This window comes from Hamadaea sp. NPDC051192 (assembly GCF_040682475.1).
Lineage (GTDB): Bacteria > Actinomycetota > Actinomycetes > Mycobacteriales > Micromonosporaceae > Hamadaea > Hamadaea flava.
In genome coordinates this window covers 1-17342 of the sequence record NZ_JBFBAZ010000072.1, presented here as the reverse complement: position 1 = coordinate 17342, position 17342 = coordinate 1, and the positions used below count along the sequence as shown (strand labels likewise).

General features: G+C 68.6%; 13 protein-coding genes. 7 read left to right on the top strand and 6 right to left on the bottom strand.

What is annotated here, in order from left to right; all coding sequences use genetic code 11:
* Positions 1-631 precede the first annotated feature (631 nt).
* On the top strand, positions 632-1024 hold the full coding sequence (locus AB0M47_RS26370; RefSeq protein ID WP_363418682.1) for a hypothetical protein: 393 nt from the start codon (positions 632-634) through the stop codon (positions 1022-1024).
* A gap of 62 nt (positions 1025-1086) precedes the next feature.
* On the opposite strand, the gene AB0M47_RS26365 is transcribed toward AB0M47_RS26370, so the two are convergent.
* Together AB0M47_RS26365 and AB0M47_RS26360 are read right to left on the bottom strand one after the other, a co-directional pair.
* Positions 1087-1728, bottom strand: a complete 642-nt coding sequence (locus AB0M47_RS26365) for a hypothetical protein (RefSeq protein WP_363418680.1) — start codon at positions 1726-1728, stop codon at positions 1087-1089.
* A gap of 89 nt (positions 1729-1817) precedes the next feature.
* A complete protein-coding gene (locus AB0M47_RS26360) occupies positions 1818-3335 on the bottom strand; it encodes a DUF4419 domain-containing protein (protein ID WP_363418678.1) in 1518 nt (505 codons plus the stop codon).
* 17 nt (positions 3336-3352) lie between these two features.
* Here AB0M47_RS26360 and AB0M47_RS26355 point away from each other — a divergent pair, with 17 nt between their 5' ends.
* Positions 3353-3907, top strand: a complete 555-nt coding sequence (locus tag AB0M47_RS26355) for a hypothetical protein (RefSeq protein ID WP_363418676.1) — start codon at positions 3353-3355, stop codon at positions 3905-3907.
* Positions 3908-3933: 26 nt separating this feature from the next.
* Here AB0M47_RS26355 and AB0M47_RS26350 read toward each other — a convergent pair whose 3' ends face one another.
* From AB0M47_RS26350 to AB0M47_RS26335, 4 genes are all read right to left on the bottom strand, one after another.
* Positions 3934-4542: a hypothetical protein gene (locus AB0M47_RS26350; protein ID WP_363418674.1), complete on the bottom strand. Its 609-nt coding sequence runs from the start codon at positions 4540-4542 to the stop codon at positions 3934-3936.
* Positions 4543-4687: 145 nt separating this feature from the next.
* Entirely contained in the window at positions 4688-7528 is a 2841-nt protein-coding gene (locus AB0M47_RS26345; protein ID WP_363418672.1) for a right-handed parallel beta-helix repeat-containing protein, read from the bottom strand.
* A gap of 5 nt (positions 7529-7533) precedes the next feature.
* Positions 7534-8730, bottom strand: coding sequence for a hypothetical protein (locus tag AB0M47_RS26340; protein WP_363418670.1), 1197 nt, complete (start codon positions 8728-8730; stop codon positions 7534-7536).
* A gap of 165 nt (positions 8731-8895) precedes the next feature.
* Complete coding sequence (locus AB0M47_RS26335) at positions 8896-12087, bottom strand: AAA family ATPase (protein ID WP_363418668.1); 3192 nt, start codon at positions 12085-12087, stop codon at positions 8896-8898.
* A 137-nt stretch (positions 12088-12224) separates the two neighbouring features.
* Here AB0M47_RS26335 and AB0M47_RS26330 point away from each other — a divergent pair, with 137 nt between their 5' ends.
* The 5 genes from AB0M47_RS26330 to AB0M47_RS26310 all read left to right on the top strand — a co-directional run.
* Positions 12225-13163, top strand: coding sequence for a homocysteine S-methyltransferase family protein (locus tag AB0M47_RS26330; RefSeq protein ID WP_363418666.1), 939 nt, complete (start codon positions 12225-12227; stop codon positions 13161-13163).
* 73 nt (positions 13164-13236) lie between these two features.
* The gene (locus AB0M47_RS26325) at positions 13237-14265 is read left to right on the top strand and encodes an alpha/beta fold hydrolase (protein WP_363418664.1); all 1029 of its coding nucleotides are present in this window, start codon (positions 13237-13239) and stop codon (positions 14263-14265) included.
* Positions 14266-14497: 232 nt separating this feature from the next.
* Complete coding sequence (locus AB0M47_RS26320) at positions 14498-15490, top strand: LLM class flavin-dependent oxidoreductase (protein WP_363418662.1); 993 nt, start codon at positions 14498-14500, stop codon at positions 15488-15490.
* A 291-nt stretch (positions 15491-15781) separates the two neighbouring features.
* A complete protein-coding gene (locus AB0M47_RS26315) occupies positions 15782-16630 on the top strand; it encodes a hypothetical protein (RefSeq protein ID WP_363418660.1) in 849 nt (282 codons plus the stop codon).
* A 113-nt stretch (positions 16631-16743) separates the two neighbouring features.
* Positions 16744-17342 (top strand): Clp protease N-terminal domain-containing protein (locus AB0M47_RS26310; protein WP_363418705.1); only part of this gene is annotated, 599 nt, incomplete at its 3' end.

Here is a 17342-nt window from a genome sequence, read left to right as displayed (position 1 = left end):
AGCGGTCGCTCAGCCCTTCTGGTCACCACCGCTCTCGCCGGTAGAAATGCCATGAGGCGGGCAACGATCGGTCACGGAACAGAAAGCGGCGAGCGACGCGTCGCCTCCGCGCACGGCTGTAGGCCCGAAACAGGAGCATGGGCGCGAGAGCCAGACCGTACATGGCCAGCAACTTCACCCCGTTGGAAGGGGCGGGTTGCCGCAGAACCAGCACCAGCCCGAAGATTCCGCCGACAAGACAGACAACGCCGAAGACCGCCGATACAACGACTCCGACCTTCGACTCGTCTGCCCATTCGTAGGGCTCGTCGTCGGAGTGTGCCATCGTGCGCCCCCATTCAATCGGGCCAGCTGGGCGGAGGCTCGCCGGCTACGGATTGACGGCGCCATGCCATCGAGTGTGCTCCATCGGTACACACTCGGGCTACTTGACGACGTGGAACCGAGGGTGACGCATCCCAGCGCCTTGGGGCACGCCTCCGACCAGAAGTCGGACGGCCATGCGGACGATCGGTCCGTAAGCTCGAGTATCCCCGGCTGGGGCTGAGTTCTGCGACGACCATAGCGGGGGCTGGATGCTGACGCAGGTGACCGGGTGGCCCCATTGGAAGCCGCTCACCTGGGAACGCGCATGATCCATCCTCGGACGATCCTCGACGATCTGCCACGTCTCGTTGGCGTGCGCATGCTGTGGTTCGACGACTGGTACGACGGACCCGTTGAGGGCCTCGCCGAATACGAAGGACGCGAGTACTGGTTCGCCGACGTCGACGACTTCGAGTACACCTGGCCGCAACGCCGCTACGTACTGCATCCGATCAGCCCGGAGCAGGCCGCCGCCGAGTGGGCGCTGCACCGAGAATGTCAGGCTCGTACCGGCCCGGCCGGCTGCTGCCACCAACCCGCTTGCCCCGGGCCTGACGGCCCCGCTGACCTGGAGGGCTGGTGGCGAGACCACCCCGAGCCGTCCAGCTCAAGCCACGTGGCCGTCCCGCCGGTCGGCTGGTTCACCGCGTCCCAGTGACACTTCTGGAAGCGCAGGATGTGCGTTTGCGCCGGAAAGCGGGCCACGAACTGGTCCGGATGTCAAGCGGGGGTGGTCGATCGGCCGAAAGGGGCGGTGATCGCGAAGCTCTCGTCTATCGCGGAGACCAAAGCCTCTCCGCGAAGCCCCAACCCGATCTGCTGTGTCCAGACGCGCAACGCGTTCAGAAAACTGACTAGATCGCGCTGGACCCCTGCCAGCAACGACGGCATCACGGAACGCGGAACGTCGATATAGACCGTCGCCCAACGGCCCTGATGGCGTTCGGGACCGCCGTGTTGCCATACCCGTAGACGTCCGTCGAGAAATTCCACTTCCGGGCCCGGGTCATGGCCGAGCCAAGGCGAGATGCCCTCCAGCACTTGAGCCCAGTCGCGCCAATCCTCCAGGCCGGCGCAGCAACCCGGGATCACCGTCGTCGCGGTGTCCGTGTCATGGACTTGCAGGCCGCCGGCGACGATAAGCGGCCGCTCGGCCAACAGCACGTCCACGAACTCGGCCGGCCCGGCCGCGGACCGGGCACCACTATTGCCGGACAGCATGGCAATGAATAGACCGAGTTCCTCGTCAGTGCAATCGCCGCTCAAAGCCAGCCATGTGTGGGGCGGCCGCGAGGCGACCGGCCACGGCACTGGTCCCTCCTGAAGTGCCGCGACTTGGACGACCGCCTGCAGCGTGATCACTGCACTATTCAACCTGACGAGCGGAGAGAGCTAGGCACCGCTTGAATCCGTCGACCATCCATCGGCGGCCGATTTCCGGTTCTCCGAAGCTATTCAAGGACATCCACGTCAGACAGGTAGCCTGTCTCCAAATGACTAATATCGCCACCGGAGTCGAGCGCGGCGTCGAGAATCATCGCCAGCGAGGTGCCGTAGACGGGAATGTCAGCGGGGTCATCGAGCAGCCGGCTCTCGAGAACGTACAGCTTGCCTGGGGTCTCGGGAAGGATTTTCTCGACCCGGCATACAACCCAATGAACGACCTCTGATCGGTGATCGGCGACTGCGCAGAGACTGCGCCCGTCGGACAGATCGATGACAGGATGGATCGATCGCAGAGGCCATGCCCGGTAAACGCTCGGCAGGCCCGGCTGTTGGGGTATCCGCCATGCTCCGCCGAACATGGTCGCCGAGCTGATGCGCTGGTAGATCGCCGCAACCTCGGCCGGCCGTTCGAACCGACGATTCGGTTTCGCCGGCGGCGTCGTCTCCTGTTCGTCGATGATGCGGTCGATCGCCTCGTTGATCTCCGCCTGGGCTCGGGCCAGATACCACCCGGCGATTGGCCGCAGAGCGCCATCGGAATCCTGCGCCACAGCGGCGACGCCACCGTGGAGCGCGATCATGTGGTCGTCGCCGCGCAACCCGTCGTTGATCTTGACTGTCGCGCGTGACAGCAACGCGGGCACAGCGCTGCTCCGGATCCCCGGTCCGTCATACCCGCGGCCGTTCACAGTCACATCGCGAGGCTCGTCGATCGGCAACGTCAAGAGCGGATTCGGCCACTCCTGCGCACCATCATCCGACAGATATGGATAGAACCGGGCCGCCCATCCAGTGATGAGCTCGCCGCCGTACGCGTCGCGGGGGTTATAGATGCGCTGCCAGAACTCCAGATCGACGTCTCCGGCAGCGGCCCGCACAAACTGGTCGAGGATCGGCGCCAGCGATCGACACCAATCGTCCAGCCCGAACCTTGCCAGCACGTCGACCCGGCCACGGATCCGGCGCCAATCCTCCACCGTCCCGGTCAGCGTGATCGAGGGAATGCCGCAGACGGCGAGCATCCAGTACGAGAAGTACGGCGAGTACGCGTCAAGCAGCACTACCCGAGCGGCGATCCGGTCGACGTCTGTGCTGGTGGAGAAATCGCACTCGAACAGGTCCGCTTCCTTGACCTCCATCGTGAGCAGGCCATGGAATCGGTCGACGATCCGGCCCCATGACAGCGCGTCGTTCGGTATCGGCCCGTCGATCACAATCGTCAGACGGCGGCGACCGTGATGGCTCACCAACATCGGCCCCAGCTCGTCGGCGTGAAGACGGACATGCTGCGCGAACCCCTGCGTGATGGTCAGCCATACCGCGTCTGGTGTGATCACCAGCGGCCGATGGTCGGCGAACGCCTGGCCAACGGCGCGTAGGAACGGGTGCACACCGTTGGACGGCAACACCGACAGGTCGGGGTCACCGCCGACCGCCAGAGCATCGGGGAAGGCATCCCGCAGCGGCTGGGTCGGCAACGGCTGCGCGGCGGGCGTGACGTCGTCGACGGCGAAGGTGACCATCGGGCCACCGTAGCAACGTGATGCGTACGCGGTGGGTGCTCTCGTGTGGTCCGTCGCAGCTGCCGCCGAGCCTGATTGCGGTGGTTAAGATCGCCGACGTGGCCGTACCAGACCGGATCCCGATCAAGCATGAACCCGGGTATCGCACCGAGTACGTCGGCCACCATGCTCAGGGCTTGTTCCTCGGCGGTGTCATCGGTTCTTACCTTGCGGCTTGGCACACGGACCTGAGCCGCGACGACCTACGCTGGTACGCCTACCTGCATCATTTCGACGAGATCGGCAAGTACCTGTGCTCCGACATCGAGCTCGCCGGCATCAACGTGGAAGGCCAGGCGCAGGTGGTCGCCCGAGCCCAGGCGCTGCTGGACGAGTGGCTCAGTCAACTCGACGACCTCGGCTATGGCGATGTCGCGGTCAGCTTGTTCGAGACGCGCTACGACGGGATCTTGTTCGGGCTGGTCGACGAGTCAAACGACGACCCGGACGAAGGTCATGGCGGCGACTGGGTCGAACTCTATCCGGACCGGCTCGGTTTCCACGCGCCCTGGAACGGCGAATACGACACCTGATCCGCCACTCGACGTGCGCGGACAGCTCAGTCGAAGTATGCGACCAGGCGAACACCATCGCCGCCGAAGCGGCCGGCCAGCGCTCGCATCACCGCGAAGACGTGCTCCCACCCGGTTCCGGGACCCAGGACCGCTGCCCGGGTCAGCGGCTGGTATGCCAGGAGCGCGGCTTCAGCCTGGATGACGCCGTAGCTTGCGCCTGGTGTCGAGCCCCACGGCAACCGCCCGAACCGATCGAGGATCTCGGCTGGCCAGCTGCCGCGCGGACGCCAGGTCCTCTGCAGGCAGGCCTCGGTGAGGGTCAACTGGCCGTGTACGCCTTCAGGGGAGACCGTCATGTCGAGATCAGCCAGTTCGGACCAGGTGATCCAAGACGCACCATGGTCTTCGTGGAGGAACGTCGCAAAGTCTTCGCGCACCGTTGCTGACGCGTCCACCGGAATTCCTCGGGCAGGCGCGATCGGCTGCCAGCCCGCATAGTTGCGTACGCCGAAGAGACACGCGAATGCGTCGTAGTCGTTCTCGGCTAGCAGCGGATGCAGAGGGCATGCCACCGACCACGGGTCCCAATCGAACCAGTCCTGATCCCACAAGGGGTCGCGAACCTCGATGGACCCGTAGATGTCCGTGCTCACTGCTCCCCCTTGACAGCCACCGGGCATGCCGACACGCCAGCCGCGAACCCGTCTGCGCCAACCGGCCATATGTTCCCAGCGGGTATGGCCTCGCTGCCAGACGTTTTCGCTCGGCGAGCTGAGGATGCTGTTATTGGTCCTCTCGTCAGGAGACGGGCACTGCGCGCGCCCCCGCTTGGTCCTCCGGGGCTTCGAGCGCCAGCTTCAGCGCCGCCGCGACCGGATAGACCGGGCAGTACTTCGGGGCGTCCGACGGTGGCGGGGGCGCGTCCTTCGCTTCGAACGCCTCCCGTGCTCGGCCCAGCTCGGCCAGGAGGTCGGCCACCGACGGTTCCTTCGCCGGTTCGGGTGGTGCGACTGGCTCGGGCTCTGCCTCGGCCGTCGGCTCGGCGATGGAGACGCCGAGTGCCGCGGCCGCGGCGTGGAGACCGTCTTTGGGCATCGAGGCGGCCAGTGCCGCGAGGCGGCCGACGGCTTCGTGGGCGTACGCCGGGTCGACTGGAACGGCCGGCAGCTCGAACCGGGTGCCGGTCTGCCCGCCGAACGGGGCGTCGAGCAGGGCGCGGTCCCGGTTAGCGGCGTCGACGAGGACGTTGCCACCGTCGTAGATGTCCGCGTACAGGTTGGCGGCGAGCACGTTGCCGTCCAGGACGAGGTTCTGATTCGGCACGGTGGCGCGCACGGCGATGCTGTCGGCGAAGGCGAGCACCGTGGACTCGACTCGGACGACGCCCCGGCCGGAGATGTCCAGCAGGCACCCGCTCGTGGACTGCCCGGTCGAGGCCCGGCCGGTCGGATCGGCGGCGAAAAGGACCGTGTTCCCGTGCACGCGCCAAGGGCCGGCGCCTGGTGCGCGGAGGCGGATCGCTGTGCCGCTCGTGTTGACGACGACGTTGTTCTCGAACGTCCCGTACGCCGCGCTGAGCTGCACCGCGCAGTACGCCGCGTTGGCGAAGACGCAGTTGCGTACGGTGATGCCGCCGTTGCCGCCGCGCAGGTCGAGCAGCGCCGCCGATTGCGAGTTGCCGACATCGAGCGCGCCGTCGTCGCCGTACGCGTTGTAGGTCGAGCCGTCGAAGACGAACCCGTCGACGATGAGGCCTTCACCGGAGTCCTCGACGGTCAGCATCGGGTCGCCGAAGACGCCCTTGGCTTTGGTCTCCGGGGTGAGGACGAAGCGCACGGGGTGACGCCAAGGATCGCGTACGCCGAACTCGGCGTCCCAGCCGCCCAGCAGGGTCAGGTTGGGTACCGGGATGCGCCAGGCGCCTGATCGCAGGCGGCCGGTGTAGTCGCCCTCGGCGACGAGGACGCGGTCGCCTTCGGCGGCTTTCTCCAACGCCTGGAACAGGTCGCGGAACGGTGTCTCACGTGCGCCGTCGCCGCCCGACGATCCGGCGCGCACGAACCAGTCGCGGCCGGTGGGACGCTGCGCCGGCGAGGGTTGGATGTCGATCACCGGTGCGATGGCGTCGAGGACGATCGTGACCGTCTGCCTTCCGCCTGGCGTCACATCGGTCCGATAGGTGCCGCGCAGCAGGTAGGTCGATTCGACGTCCAGTCCACGTGGATACCGGATGGCGTCCTCGGTCTGGTGGTGGACCCGTCCGAAGCGTGGAGCGAGCGCCCACCATGGCGTGTTGTCGGTGCCGGGTTCGTAGACGGCGACTCCGACGTGTGTCTCCGCGAGTTCGGGGATGATCTGCGTGTTCTGGTCGAAGCCCACGCCGGCCCGCACCTCGACGGCCGCCCCGTGGAGGCCTGGATCGGCCTGGTAGAGCTGCGCCCACTCGACAGGCTGATAGGTCCGGCCCGCCGCACGTGGGGTGAACTGCTCCGGCGCAGGCAGGTCGGCTGCATGGCTGCCCTGCGGGGCGCCGACGCCGATCGCGAGCACCTCCGCCGGGGTGAGCAACCACATGAGCGGCCGATCGGCATCTGCATCGATAGTGGACGGAAGTTCGCCGAGACCGGCGGCTTTCCGCAGCGTGTTCAGGGCAGCCAGCGGCGGGCGGGCATAAGTCGCCGCGGTGTCCACGGTGTACGCGTCGAGCCAGCCCGCCGGCAGGCCGGTCAGCGCCGGATCGCCCACCGTATTCCCGGCGGCTGAACGAAGGCCGACGTCTTCCAGCTCTTCGGCGTACTCCTCGGTGACCTCGGCCTCGGCCCCCGAGACGCGGCTGCGGACGATGTCGCGCAGCGACGCGAAGAACAGGTTGCGGTCGACCGCGACCTGGCCGACGTCGCTGAGGCATGCGACGGCCGCGTTGCCGCACCCCACGAAGACGTTGTCGGCGACCGTCGCGGCGCCGCTGATCCGTACGCCGATGGCGCGGTCGCCGCCCGACCCGCGTGGCGGGTCGGTGTTGTCGTGGGCGAAGCAGAACGTGTTGTGGTGGACCACGGTCGGCGCGTCGGCGTCGCTGTCGCGGACGGTGAGCAGACTGAGCCCGAGGAAGTTGACGACCAGGTTGTTCTCGAACACCCCGGCGTTGCCGCCGATCTCGACCGCACCCGCGCTGCCGTTGGCGAACACGCAGTTGCGCACCGTGATCCGTTCGCCGCGCAGGCTGACGATCGGCCCGTCCCCATAGGGCGTCCGAAGCAGACCGCCCTTGTCGTCGTACTCGTTGCGCCCGGCCGCGTCGAAGAACAGCCCGTCCAGCACGAGCCCGTCGTGGTCGCCCATGCCCTGCAGCATGTTCGACTCATGCGGGACGCGCAGTCCGGACCGGGCGGCGAGGATCGTGGGCGTACGCCACGGGGTGCGCGTGGCGAAGTCCGGGCTGTAGCCGCCGAGCACGGTCAGGTCGGGGCAGTCGACGAACCACGAGGCTCGTTCAGCGCGACCGGTGTAGGTGCCCGCCGCGAGATGGATGCGGTCGCCAGGAGCCGCTGCCCGCAGGGCAAGCCACAGGTCGTGGAAGGGCCGCTCCCGGCTGCCGTCTCCGGCGACGTCCACGGAGGCCACGAAGAAGTCCGTCATCGGGGCTACCTCTTCACCTCGTCGTCGGCTGCCTTCGTCTTCTCGAAGAGCATGGTCCAGCCGGCCCGGATCGTGACGGTGGCCAGGTCCACCATGGCCTTGGCGGTCTGCTTGTAGTCCCCGTCGGCCAGCTCCGCCGCGTAGTCCGCCTCGTTGTCGAGCAGGTCCTCCAGCGACTCGAAGGTGCTCTTCAACTCGTCGGTGAACTTCTGCAGCGTCGCCGGGTCGTCGGTCAGCTGGGCGAACGCCTTGGTGCTCTCCTCGATGAATGTCGGGTACAGCTCGTCATAGAGCTTGCGGGACTGCTCCTTGGCCGCCTCCGCGCGCGTGTCGAGCCCTCGGTCGAGGACGTTCTCCTTGACCCATTCCCAGTCGGTCGCCTTGTAGTCACCGGTCTGGCCGACGCCCCGCCAACTCGCCGCGGCCTCGGCTCCGCGCGCGAAGAGCTTGTCGATCCACTCCTCGTCGAGCTGCTCCCTGGCACTCGTGAGCAGGTTGATGTTCTTGAGCACGGTCTCCTTCGCGGCGCGCTTCTGCTTGGCGGCTTCGAAGTTCTCCCCGGCGAGCTTCTCGAACGCCTGGATCGCCTCGGTGGCCGCAGCCTTGGTGGCGGGGTCCTTCATGAAGAGGACGAACAACCGCGCGACGCCGGTGGGGAGCTGGACGTACTTGCCGAGCAGAGCCTTGGCCTTGTCGGTGATGCCGGCGAAGTTCTTGACGAGGATCGCCTCGACGATCTGGTCGCTGCTCCGGGCCTGTTTGAGGTCTTCCTCAGCCTGCTTGATGATCGCGAGGTCGGTCTCCAGCACCTTGCTCATCAGGGCGGCGGCGTCGGGGACGTCGAGCCGGGCCACCTGCTCCCAGATCTTGCGCTCGCCGGCGAGGAAGTCGCGTGGACCGACGGCCGCCATCCGCTCGTCGGCCGACATCGCGTTGGCCTGGCTGTCCTCCAGGATGGCGGTCATGTCCTCCTCGAGCCGCTCCAGCAAGGCCTCGGCCTGCTCGCAGTTGGTGGCCCAGCGGTCGCGCAAGCCGTCGTAACCGGGGGTCTCCAGCTTGTCGAGCATCTCCTCGAACAGCTTCTCCCGATCGGTGTCGAAGCGCTCGAGCAGATCCATGACTCGATCGAGGATCGACTCCTCGAAACCTGTGGCGCGCATCCGCTGCTCCACCAGCTCGCGCACGTCATCGACGTCTTCCACCGGTCAACCTCCTGCTTCCCCCGTCCGGTACGCGGGGCGGCCGGGCCAAGAACCGGTACGCGGCGCGACCGGGCAGCAACCCGGATATAACACCGCTTCGATCGTAGGAAGCACGGTCGCCGCTGACGGTCGTAAATCAGCGCGAACGGCGTCACGAACCTGACGTCACCGATGATCGCCGACGAGGTCGTCACGGAGGCGGCGGAACTCGCCTGTCCACCAGTTGGCCCCGGTCCGTTCGGCGAAGGCGAGCCGATCGTCGATGTGCGTGAGCGCGCGATCGGTGGCGCCGGAGCGCATCAACGCGGTCGCGAATGCGGAGTCGAGGGGGAAGCACCACGCTCCCCAGAACGCCTGCCACATCGGTGCGGCCCGTTCCAGCACGCTCAAGGCGGTGTCGAGGTCACCGCCGAACAGGAGGGCGTTGGCGCGGTAGCCGTCTGCGTACGCGTTGGCCTCGCTGGGAAGCTTGCCCGCAGCGACCAGGTCTTGGATCGCCTGGGTGTGTCGCAGGAGCGTGTCAGCGTCACCTTCGAGGAGAGCGATGGTGAGCGCGCTGTTCGAGGCTTCGAGGAGGGTGTAGGGGTGGCCGAGCCGGGCGGCGAGGGCCACCGCCGATTCGCAGCGTTGGTGGGCCTGGTCTGGTTCGCCCTGGAGCCACAAGGCCATCGCGCTGAGATTGAGCGCGCACACGCCTGGGTCGTGTCCGCCGTAGGAGTAGGTCAGCCGATGGTGCCGGTCCGGGTCGTATCGCTCGATCGCGAACTCGGTATGCCGTCGGACCCCGTCGAGGTCACCGGCGAGCGACTGCGTCGCCCATTGCAGGTGATGGGCTTCCAGCTGTGTCGCCTCGTCCAGTTCGCCGGCAAGGTCGAACAGTTCGTCGCCCAGCGGTTGCGCCGTGTTGATGTCGCCGCGCATCAGATGGACGAACCAGAGTCCCCACCCGGCTTCGAACCTCTGTTGCTGCGAGCCGCCGACCGCTGCGAGTTCACGGGCCCGCAGGTAGGCCTTCTCCACCTGCTCGTCGGCCGGTCCGACGCTTTGCATCAGCGCGCTGCCGACAGCCAGCGAGATCGCCAGGCCGAGGCGATCCTGGTCGGCCGGATCGGCGAAGGTCAGGGCCGCGCGGGCTCGGTCCAGGTGTTCCAGAGCGTCCGGGAACGCGGCGGCGGTGGACGCGAGGTGTGCAGCCTGCAACCAGCCTTCGACGGCCAGAACGTGCTGACCTGCGGCGGACCGATGCCGGGCGACCAGTTCCGGCGACGCCATCACTAGCGCGGCACCGGCCGATGCGAGCAGGTCGGCCACCTGCCGGTGGTGCTGCCGGCGAAGGCTTGGCGGGATGGCACGGTAGGCGACCTCCTGCGTGAGCGCGTGTTTGAACACGTAGTCCGGTTCCCGCTGGACGCCGACGCTGTAGAGGAGTTCGGCGGCCACCAGTTCGCGCAGGCCGGATCGAGTGTCGACGCCCGTGCCTTTGGCCAGGGCGTCCAGCAGCGCGCCCGGGATCTCGCGCCCGATGACGGCCGCGAGCGACAGCATGTGCTGAGCGTCCGCACCGAGCTTGTCGAGGCGTTCACCGATCGCGGCGTGGATCGACGCGGGCACGCTGGGACTGCTCGGCTGGTGGGCCAGCCGGAGCGCGCCGGGTTCGCCCTGCAGAGTGCCGGCCATCCGCGCGGAACGCACGACCTCCTCGGCGAACAGCGGCGTACCGTCGGTGCGGGCCAGGACAGCTGACTTCCAGGCCCGGACTGTCGGATCGTCGCCGGCCAGATGGTCGAGAATCGCGAGGGAATCGCTGTCGTGGAGCGGTTCGGCTCGCAGCAGGCTGTGATAGGTCCGGGCGGCCCACGGATCGGCGAAGCCTGGCCGGTACGTGACGACGACCAGCATCGGACGGCGGGCGACGGTGCTGACCACCGCGTCGACGAAGGCCAGAGTGGCGTCGTCCGCCCACTGCAGATCTTCGAAGACCAGCACCGTGAAACGGTCGCCGCCGAGCAACACGTCGGACAGGGCGGCGAGGCAGCGGTCACGCCGGGTCGCGGAGTCGGCGTGCAGCCAGTCCTCCGCGCAGCTGTCCGGGGACAGCACGGCCTGCACTGCGGACGCGTCGTACGGCTCGACGGCTTCGATGCGCCGTCGCAACGCCTCGCCGTCGGCGAGCTGACGGGAGTCCACGCGCAACGCGTCCATCAGCGCGTGCCGAAGTGGATAGAACGGCGTACCGGTCTCCAGTGGTGAGGCTGCGGCGATGCGGACCGTGCACTCGTCGGCCGGCAGCCGGCGCAGTGCTTCGTGGGCGAGCCGCGACTTCCCGGAGCCGGCCGGGCCGCACACCGCGACGACCTGGCCGCGTCCACTCCGTGCGGTGTCGATCAGCGTCTCGATCCGGCTGATCTCGCGACTACGCCCCGCGAGCGGCGTACGCCGGCGATCGGGCGTGATGTCCCAAGGGTCGGCCCAACGAGCGTCAGCGTCGAGGACAACGACATCCTCTGCCGACAACGACCTTGCCTGTCGAATACGGGAGCCAGTGAGGCCTCTGGCGGACTCCAGAGTCTCTCGCGTCAGCAGGATCTCGCCGGGCTGGGCCGCTTCGCTGAGCACGCCGACACGCTGCACCGGCATACCGTGCACCGGGAACTCGGCGTCGTCGGCCCACAGGATCTCTCCGCTGGCCAGCGTCCATCGGCAGCTGACCGGCGGTCCGTCCGCCACCGGCCTGGTCGCTGTCGACGCCTTCCGCATCGCCATCGCGGCCTGCACTGCCCGGGTCGCGTGATGCTCCTGCGCGATCGGCGCCCCGAAGACACCGATGAGGCCGTCGCTGTCACGGATCGGCCGGCCGCCATGGTTCCGGACGATCTCCGCCGCCTGAGCGACGACCCGATCGAAGCCGTCCTTCCACTGCTCCGGATCGGTCGACGGCCACGCGGTCACCTCGATGCGGAAGACACATCGCAGGACAGTCCCCACAACCACCTTCGACCGGGGACGCGGCCGATCGCCGTCAACGTCGCCGGCGCGCTCGCTACCGTCCACTGTGGCGACGAGGCGATATCCCGACCTGTGCACCGTCTCGATGACCCGTGGAGCACGGGCGCTGTCGCCGAAAGCCTTACGCAGCTTGATGATCGCCGCCGACAGCGCGTCGTCGCCGACGAAAGCACCGCCCCATACCGCGTCCAGCAGCTCGGCCCGCGACACCACTGCCCCTGGACGGGCCGCCAAGTACGCGAGAACCTGCATCGCCTTGGGCTCCAGCCGCCGGGTGACGGCTCCGCGACGCAGTTCGTGCGCAGCGACCAGCACCTGCCAGCCGTCGACGAGCAGAGTCACATCCCGCATCCGTAGGAACTCCGTAGGAGAAGCATCGGCCGCCCGTCGAGACTGCGGCGGGCGAGAAAGACGAGCATGGCAGCCAAGGCGAAGTCGTGTCATCCCACGGACGACTGCGCGAACCTGACCGGCAAGGGGAAACGTTCATGGCGATGTACCGCGACCACCTCCCGACGCTCGACGGCGGCACCTTTCTCACCGACGCCGGGCTCGAGACCGACCTGATCTTCAACCACGGTGTTCCGATCCCCGAATTCGCGGCGCACACCCTGCTGCCCGACCCGTCCGGACGCGCCGCGCTCACCCGCTACCTCGAAGGCTTCCTCACGCTCGCCCGGGACACCGGGTCGGGGTTCGTCCTGGACACGCAGACCTGGAAGGCACACCCGCACTGGGCCGAGGATCTCGGCCAGAGCCTCGACGAACTCCGGGCGGCGAACCTCGCCGCGGTCGACTTCGCGCTCGGGCTGCGCGACAAGTTCGCCGGGAACACCGGGCCGATCCTGATCAACGGGCTGATCGGGCCACGCGGCGACGCGTACGCGCCCGACGACATCATCCCGGCGTCGGCCGCGCAGGCGTACCACGGCGAACAGATCGGGTGGCTGGCCGAGACCGACGCCGACATGGTGACCGCCCTGACCTTCACCCAGTCGTCCGAGGCGATCGGCACGGTCCGCGCGGCTGTCGCGGTCGGCCTGCCGATCGTGGTCTCTTTCACCCTGGAGACCGACGGCTGCCTGCCGACCGGTCAGCCGCTCGGCGAGGCGATCGCCGAGGTCGATGCCGCAACCGACGGGGCGGCCGCCTATTTCATGGTCAACTGCGCCCACCCCGATCATTTCCCGGCCGGCCTCGGCGATCTCGACAACGCTCACCGCATCCGGGGGCTGCGTTGCAACGCGTCCCGGGCGAGTCACGCCGAGCTGGACGCCGCCGAGACGCTCGACGACGGCGATCCCCAGGACTTCGCTCAGGGCTACCAGGCGCTGCGCGGCGTACTCCCGTCGCTCACCGTCTTCGGCGGCTGCTGCGGCTCGGACCTGCGCCACGTCACCGCGGTCGCCCGCCTGCTCCAGAGCTAAGGGGGTCAGGCACCGCCGATATCCGACGGCCGGTCGTCACGACAGGCCCGGGTCGAGCTGGCACCGTGGAAGCGTGCGGCTGTCGGTCAAATACTGTGGTACGCCGTGGGGCCGGGTGGCGTACGCGTCGGTGGGAGCGGGGCCGGCGCTGTTGTGCGACACGGGGTGGATCACTCACCTTCGCGGCCAGCTCGACCTGTACGCGTTCGGCACATTCCTCGAACGCCTGGCCGAGCAGTTCACGGTCATCCGCTACGACCGGCCCGGGTGCGGCCTGTCCGACCGTGACCAGGCCGACCTGTCCTTCGACGATCAGGTGGCCGTCGCGATCGCGGTGGCGGACGCGGCGGGCGCACCCCGGTTCCGGTTGTTCGGGGCATCGCAGGGAGGCCAGACGACCGCCGCGATCGCCGCACGACATCCGGAGCGGGTCGAGGCGCTCGTGACCTACGGCATGTGCGCCAACGGCCGGGACCTGGCGTCGGCCGAAGTCCGGCAGTCGGTCGTCGCCTTGGTACGAGCGCATTGGGGAATGGGCTTGAAAGCGCTGGCCGGCGCGTTCGTCACCGATCCCACGACGGAGGACGTCGCGGCGTTCGCCCGGTTCCAGCAGGCCAGCTCGTCCGCCGAGGTGGCCGCACATCAGCTGGAGGTGTATTACGACACCGACATCAGCGGGCTGCTTCCGCTGATCCAAGCCCCGACGGCGGTCCTGCACCGCGAAGGCGACCGGGGTACGCGGTTCGAGCTGGGCCGGGACGTGGCGGCGCGCGTACCGGGGGCGGAACTGATTCCCCTGCCCGGGTCCAGCCACTTGTTCTACTACGGCGATTGGGAGGCGGTCCTTGACGCGACCGTCGGCTTCCTGAACCGGGCCGGGCGCGAAGCGGGGCGTGGATCGCCGCGGTTGACGGACCGGGAGTTCGAGGTGGCCGGACTGGTCACCGACGGGCTGACCAACCAGGCGATCGCCAGCCGGCTGGCGGTCACGCCCCGGACCGTCGAAACCCACGTGGAGAACATCCGGCGCAAGCTGGAAGTCAGCTCGCGGGCGCAGATCGCCGCCTGGGTGACCGAGCAGCGGCTGCGTCGGCAGCCCTGACGTCTCGGTCGTTTCCCGGATACCCGGCACCGTGGGCGACCCGGTCAACGCCACAAACCGGGCAGTGTGCCCCGTATTTCACTCGATGGCCCACGAGGACGCGCAAGCCCTAGCCTCAAGATATGACATTTTGGGTCGAACTCACCGATCGCAAGGTCGAACCAACGGCTCGCAAGATCGAACTTCCCGCTGACAAGGTCGAACTTCCCGCTCGCACGAAGGAGGAAGCGCGATGACGATCCGGCGCGGCGTGGGACTCACGCCGATGGAGACCCGACGCGAGGTGATCCTCGATGCCGCCCTGCTGGCGGAGGAACTCGGGTACGAGACGTTCGCGGTGCCCGAAGGCTGGGGCCTGGACTCGACACCCCTGGTCACCGAGATCGCGTTGCGTACCAACAGAATCCACCTGACGTCGGCCGTCCTGTCCGTCTGGGGGCGTACGCCCGCCACCCTGGCGATGACCGCGGCGACCCTGCACCAGGTCAGCGGCGGCCGGTACGCGTTGGGCCTGGGCGCGAGCACCAAGGCGCTCGCGGAGGGATTCCACGACACGCCCTTCGAGCATCCGGCCGCGAAGCTGCGTGAGGTCGTGACGCAGGTACGCACGCTGCTCTCCGGCGAGCCCGCTGCCCTGCGCCGTGTGCCGCAGGCTCACTCGCTGCGGCTGAACCAGACGGCGGCGCCGGAGGTACCCCTCTGGATCGGGGCCCTCGGCCCGCAGACCACGCGAGTCGCGGCCGAACTCGGCGACGGCTGGATCCCGGCTCTCGCGGCCCGGGACGGCCTCGCCTCCTGGGCCGCCGAACTCGCGCGGGTACGCGAGAACCACGACCCCGGCCTGGCCCGGCTCACCGTCGCGAGCGGGCCGATCGCCGTGGCCGCCGAGGACCCCGGCCTGGCCCGCGACATCGCCGCCGCGTGTGCCGCCTGGTATCTGACGGCGATGGGCGACGTCTACGCCCGATCCGTCGCCGAGCAGGGTTACGCCGAGCAGGTGAAGGAGATCATCGCCGCCAATCCACGCCCGAACCCGCTGCGGGCCATGGTGCCGCCGTCCGCGCAGCCGGTCCTCGATCAGCTCGCCGTCTACGGTTCGAGCGAGCAGGTACGCGGCGACATCAAGAGCTGGGAGGACGCCGTCGACATCGTCAGCATCCTGCTGCCACCCGGCCTACCATGGCCGATCATGGAAGCCACGATCCGCGCCGCCGCCCCTCGATGAGGACGGGCTGAGTGGCCCGCATCGCCGAGGTCGTCGACATGCCCGCAGCGCTGCTGACCATGCTGGGCGGCTGAGATCGCGGGTCGGCTTCCAGTCGCCGACACGACGGTGCGACCGTCCACTGGCGACGGGGAAATGACCTGTACGCCCTGCGCGTAACTCCGGACAGCACCGTGGCGAACTCGGGTTATGCTCGGTTTGGGCAGTGCGCCTGCCCGAGCCCGACGGGACGCTCACGCCGCCCGTCACCCGAGGCCAAGAGGCTCCGACTCAGCGCGCCGAATGCCGTCGATGCTGCCCGCGTCGCTGTTCGGCGGGGAGCGTGAGGCCTCGCCGGAGGTTCTCATGGACGACAGCCAGCCCCCGAACGACGACCGGCACCGTCGACAGTCTGTCCCCGGCCGAGCCCGCAAACGTGCCATCCGGCTGCACGCGGCGTGCACCGGCGTCTCCTACACGATCGCGGCACGCCGGCTGGCCGCCGGGACGACCACTGCCGACCAGGGCCGGACCCTCTATCCGGTCGACGCTGCGCGCGCTCGGCGTACGCTCGCCGAACGGGTCGCGGACGCGAGGCTGGCCGCCGACCTCCCCCACGGCCGCGCGGCTCACCTGGTCCAGCGGTTTCCACCCCGCGACGGAGGCCCCGACGTCGGGACCCTCTACGGTGGGGCGGCGCGGCAGGAGCTGCTCCTCACGGCGTACAAGCTGGTCATCGACGAACGGCCGGACCTCGAACCGAGCGCGATCGATCTGGCCTGGCAGGCGGAGTCCGGCGACGAGACGGTGCTCGACGGCGCGTGCGCGCAGCTGGATCGGGCCGTCCGCCTCCTGCTCGACGAGGGGTTCGAGCGGCTCGCCGCCGCCGTGCCGTCGGCGCAACTGGTGGAGGTCCGGATCGACGGCGCCCGGCAGACCCTGGACGCGCTGCTCGTGGCCGGCGAGAGCGGCCACGTCCCGGGGACTCGGGTCGTGATGTTGTCCGGCCGGCCCGCGACGATCGTCGGCGCGGTGTGGGAGCCGGCCGGGCCGCCGGTCGCTTACGCCGTCCGTCGGCACGGACTGGCCGGCGAGGTGCTCGACGACGTCCTCGCCCCACCTCAGGAGCTGCTCGTGCTGGCCGGCCAGGGCGCCGAATAACAGCAGGGTTCACCTAGACCTCGGGCAGAGCGCCTGCCCGTGCCCCGCTCGGCGGGGCCAAGAGGCTCCGACTCAGCGCCGTCCGATCAGCCGTCAGAGAGGCGTTGATGAGCATGTTCGAGAGGTTCACCGACGGGGCGCGTCGGGTGATGGTGCTGGCCCAGGAAGAAGCCAGGATGCTCAACCACGACAACGTCGGGACCGAGCACGTGCTGCTCGGCCTGATCCACGAAGGTGAGAGTGTCGGCGCGAAGGCACTGGAGAAGCTGAGCATCTCGTTGGAAGGCGTCCGGCAGCAGGTCGAGGAAATCCTCGGTCAAGGCCGGCAGGCCGTCGGCGGGCAGATCCCGTTCACCCCCCGCGCCAAGAAGGTGCTGGAGCTGAGCCTGCGGGAGGCGCTGCAGCTCGGCCACAACTACATCGGCCCCGAGCACATCCTGCTGGGACTGGTACGCGAAAGGGAAAGCATCGCGGCGCAGATCCTCGCGCGGATGGGGGCCGACCTCAACCGCGTACGCCAGCAGGTCATCCAGCTGCTGTCCGGTCAGGACGACGGTGCAGGGTCGGCGGGGACCTCCCAGGGCGAGTCGGCTCCGTCGTCGAGTCTCGTCCTGGATCAGTTCGGTCGTAACCTGACCCAGTCGGCGCGGGAGGGCAAGCTCGACCCCGTGATCGGCCGGGAGAAGGAGATCGAGCGGGTCATGCAGGTGTT